General features: G+C 48.8%; 3 rRNA genes. All 3 read left to right on the top strand.

From position 1 onward, the window contains the following. Positions 1-143: 143 nt before the first annotated feature. The 3 genes from FFM77_RS13815 (at position 144) to rrf (ending at position 5,034) form a co-directional block, all read left to right on the top strand. Positions 144-1,717: ribosomal RNA gene (locus FFM77_RS13815) — 16S ribosomal RNA — on the top strand. A 205-nt stretch (positions 1,718-1,922) separates the two neighbouring features. Then, positions 1,923-4,843, top strand: a 23S ribosomal RNA gene (locus FFM77_RS13810). Between the two features lie 74 nt (positions 4,844-4,917). After that, positions 4,918-5,034, top strand: a 5S ribosomal RNA gene (rrf, locus tag FFM77_RS13805). Together the 16S, 23S and 5S rRNA genes form the textbook arrangement of a ribosomal RNA operon.

Genomic DNA, 5,034 nt, shown 5'->3' with positions numbered 1-5,034 from the left:
CTTTGAAAACTGAACAAAGTTTCGACGAATCAAATGTGTAGGGTCTATCAATTCTTGAATTGGTAGCAAACATTTGCGAAGTCAATTCGCTAGCAAATAAATTTTGAAACAACAATTAAATGAGCTTTTTTAGAACTCATCATTAATTTGAGAGTTTGATCCTGGCTCAGGACGAACGCTGGCGGCGTGCCTAATACATGCAAGTCGAACGAACTCTGGTTATTGATTGAAGGTGCTTGCACCTGATTGATTTAACATTTGAGTGAGTGGCGAACTGGTGAGTAACACGTAGGAAACCTGCCCAGAAGCGGGGGATAACACCTGGAAACAGATGCTAATACCGCATAACAACTCGGACCGCATGGTCTGAGTTTGAAAGATGGCTTCGGCTATCACTTTTGGATGGTCCTGCGGCGTATTAGCTAGATGGTGAGGTAAAGGCTCACCATGGCAATGATACGTAGCCGACCTGAGAGGGTAATCGGCCACATTGGGACTGAGACACGGCCCAAACTCCTACGGGAGGCAGCAGTAGGGAATCTTCCACAATGGACGAAAGTCTGATGGAGCAACGCCGCGTGAGTGAAGAAGGGTTTCGGCTCGTAAAACTCTGTTGTTAGAGAAGAACATATCTGAGAGTAACTGTTCAGGTATTGACGGTATCTAACCAGAAAGCCACGGCTAACTACGTGCCAGCAGCCGCGGTAATACGTAGGTGGCAAGCGTTGTCCGGATTTATTGGGCGTAAAGCGAGCGCAGGCGGTTTTTTAAGTCTGATGTGAAAGCCTTCGGCTTAACCGGAGAAGTGCATCGGAAACTGGAAAACTTGAGTGCAGAAGAGGACAGTGGAACTCCATGTGTAGCGGTGAAATGCGTAGATATATGGAAGAACACCAGTGGCGAAGGCGGCTGTCTGGTCTGTAACTGACGCTGAGGCTCGAAAGTATGGGTAGCAAACAGGATTAGATACCCTGGTAGTCCATACCGTAAACGATGAATGCTAAGTGTTGGAGGGTTTCCGCCCTTCAGTGCTGCAGCTAACGCATTAAGCATTCCGCCTGGGGAGTACGGTCGCAAGACTGAAACTCAAAGGAATTGACGGGGGCCCGCACAAGCGGTGGAGCATGTGGTTTAATTCGAAGCTACGCGAAGAACCTTACCAGGTCTTGACATACTATGCAAATCTAAGAGATTAGACGTTCCCTTCGGGGACATGGATACAGGTGGTGCATGGTTGTCGTCAGCTCGTGTCGTGAGATGTTGGGTTAAGTCCCGCAACGAGCGCAACCCTTATTATCAGTTGCCAGCATTAAGTTGGGCACTCTGGTGAGACTGCCGGTGACAAACCGGAGGAAGGTGGGGATGACGTCAAATCATCATGCCCCTTATGACCTGGGCTACACACGTGCTACAATGGATGGTACAACGAGTTGCGAACTCGCGAGAGCAAGCTAATCTCTTAAAACCATTCTCAGTTCGGATTGTAGGCTGCAACTCGCCTACATGAAGTTGGAATCGCTAGTAATCGCGGATCAGCATGCCGCGGTGAATACGTTCCCGGGCCTTGTACACACCGCCCGTCACACCATGAGAGTTTGTAACACCCAAAGTCGGTGGGGTAACCTTCGGGGACCAGCCGCCTAAGGTGGGACAGATGATTAGGGTGAAGTCGTAACAAGGTAGCCGTAGGAGAACCTGCGGCTGGATCACCTCCTTTCTAAGGAATATTACGGAAACCTACACACGCGTCGAAACTTTGTTTAGTTTTGAGAGGTCTAACTCTCTCAACTTGTTCTTTGAAAACTAGATAATATCAAATATAATTTTTCATAATTAAACCGAGAACACCGCGTTTTTTGAGTTTTTTAAAAGAAGTTTATTATCGCTAAACTCAATTAATCGTATTTTCCTTTGGAAAATAAGGTTAAGTTAACAAGGGCGCATGGTGAATGCCTTGGCACTAGGAGCCGATGAAGGACGGGACTAACACCGATATGCTTCGGGGAGCTGTACGTAAGCTATGATCCGGAGATTTCCGAATGGGGAAACCCAGCAGTTTTAATCAACTGTTACCACTAGATGAATTCATAGTCTAGTTGGAGGTAAACGCTGTGAACTGAAACATCTCATTAGCAGCAGGAATATAAAGAAAATTCGATTCCCTAAGTAGCGGCGAGCGAACGGGGAACAGCCCAAACCAGAGAGCTTGCTCTTTGGGGTTGTAGGACTGAACATTTGAGTTACCAAAAAGTTTGATAGTCGAAGGATTTGGGAAAATCCGCCATAGATGGTGATAGCCCAGTAGATTAAATCAAGCTTTCTCAGTTCAGGATCCTGAGTACGGCGGAACACGTGAAATTCCGTCGGAATCTGGGAGGACCATCTCCCAAGGCTAAATACTACCTAGTGACCGATAGTGAACCAGTACCGTGAGGGAAAGGTGAAAAGCACCCCGGAAGGGGAGTGAAATAGTTCCTGAAACCATGTGCCTACAATAAGTCAGAGCGCGTTAATGCGTGATGGCGTGCCTTTTGTAGAATGAACCGGCGAGTTACGATCCCGTGCAAGGTTAAGACTTAAAAGTCGGAGCCGTAGCGAAAGCGAGTCTGAAATGGGCGAATTTAGTACGAGGTTGTAGACCCGAAACCAGGTGACCTATCCATGTCCAGGTTGAAGATGCGGTAAAACGCATTGGAGGACCGAACCCGTGTAAGTTGAAAATTGCTGGGATGAGGTGTGGATAGCGGTGAAATTCCAAACGAACTTGGAGATAGCTGGTTCTCTCCGAAATAGCTTTAGGGCTAGCCTCGGATGAAGGATCATGGAGGTAGAGCACTATTTGGACTAGGGGCCCGTCTTGGGTTACTGAATTCAGATAAACTCCGAATGCCATTGATTCATATCCGGGAGTCAGACGATGAGTGATAAGATCCACCGTCGAAAGGGGAACAGCCCAGATCACCAGTTAAGGTCCCTAAATGTATGCTAAGTGGAAAAGGATGTGGAGTTGCATAGACAACTAGGATGTTGGCTCAGAAGCAGCCACCATTTAAAGAGTGCGTAATAGCTCACTAGTCGAGTGATCCTGCGCCGAAAATGTACCGGGGCTAAGTATACTACCGAAACTGTGGATGTGACCATTAGGTCACGTGATAGGAGAGCGTTCTAAGGGCGGTGAAGCAAGATCGTAAGGACTTGTGGAGCGCTTAGAAGTGAGAATGCCGGTATGAGTAGCGAAAGATGGGTGAGAATCCCATCCACCGAATGACTAAGGTTTCCTGGGGAAGGCTCGTCCTCCCAGGGTTAGTCGGGACCTAAGTCGAGGCCGAGAGGCGTAGACGATGGATAACAGATTGATATTTCTGTACTAGTTAAATGCGTTTGAACGATGGAGGGACGCAGTAGGCTAAGATGTGCATCCTGTTGGATTAGGATGTCCAAGCAACAAGTCTTTTGATGAGTCAAATGCTTATCAATTTAAGGACAAGTTGTGATGGGGAGCGAAATTTAGTAGCGAAGCGTCTGATGTCACACTGCCGAGAAAAGCTTCTAGTGAGTATTTAACTACCCGTACCGCAAACCGACACAGGTAGTCGAGGAGAGAATCCTAAGGTGAGCGAGTGAACTCTCGTTAAGGAACTCGGCAAAATGACCCCGTAACTTCGGGAGAAGGGGTGCTGATCGCAAGATCAGCCGCAGTGAATAGGCCCAGGCGACTGTTTATCAAAAACACAGGTCTCTGCAAAATCGTAAGATGACGTATAGGGGCTGACGCCTGCCCGGTGCTGGAAGGTTAAAAGGATGGGTTAGCTTCGGCGAAGCTCAGAATTGAAGCCCCAGTAAACGGCGGCCGTAACTATAACGGTCCTAAGGTAGCGAAATTCCTTGTCGGGTAAGTTCCGACCCGCACGAAAGGCGTAACGATCTGGGCACTGTCTCAACGAGAGACTCGGTGAAATTATATTGTCCGTGAAGATGCGGACTACCCGCGACAGGACGGAAAGACCCCATGGAGCTTTACTGTAGCTTGATATTGAGTGTTTGTACAGCTTGTACAGGATAGGTAGGAGCCATAGAAACCGGAACGCTAGTTTCGGTGGAGGCGTTGGTGGGATACTACCCTCGCTGTATGACCACTCTAACCCGCGCCACTAATCGTGGCGGGAGACAGTGTCAGGTGGGCAGTTTGACTGGGGCGGTCGCCTCCTAAAAAGTAACGGAGGCGCCCAAAGGTTCCCTCAGAATGGTTGGAAATCATTCGCAGAGTGTAAAGGCACAAGGGAGCTTGACTGCGAGACAGACAGGTCGAGCAGGGACGAAAGTCGGGCTTAGTGATCCGGTGGTACCGTATGGAAGGGCCATCGCTCAACGGATAAAAGCTACCCTGGGGATAACAGGCTTATCTCCCCCAAGAGTCCACATCGACGGGGAGGTTTGGCACCTCGATGTCGGCTCATCGCATCCTGGGGCTGTAGTCGGTCCCAAGGGTTGGGCTGTTCGCCCATTAAAGCGGTACGCGAGCTGGGTTCAGAACGTCGTGAGACAGTTCGGTCCCTATCCGTCGCGGGCGTAGGAAATTTGAGAGGATCTGTCCTTAGTACGAGAGGACCGGGATGGACATACCTCTGGTGTACCAGTTGTGCCGCCAGGCGCATCGCTGGGTAGCTACGTATGGATGAGATAAACGCTGAAAGCATCTAAGTGTGAAACTCACCTCGAGATGAGATTTCCCATTCCTATATGGAAGTAAGACCCCTGAAAGATGATCAGGTAGATAGGTTAGAAGTGGCAGCACGGTGACGTGTGAAGCGGACTAATACTAATCGGTCGAGGACTTAACCAAGTAATTGGTGTTCCGGTAATTGTGAATTGTATTTGATATTAGCTAGTTTTGAGAGCACAAGTTGTTTTCAATAGTGTGGTGACGATGGCAAGAAGGATATACCTGTTCCCATGTCGAACACAGAAGTCAAGCTTCTTAGCGCCGAGAGTAGTTGGGGGATCGCTCCCTGCGAGGGTAGGACGTTGCCATGC

It is taken from the genome of Lactiplantibacillus songbeiensis (assembly GCF_005405125.1).
GTDB lineage: Bacteria > Bacillota > Bacilli > Lactobacillales > Lactobacillaceae > Lactiplantibacillus > Lactiplantibacillus songbeiensis.
This window is presented reverse-complemented; position numbering and strand designations above follow the sequence as displayed.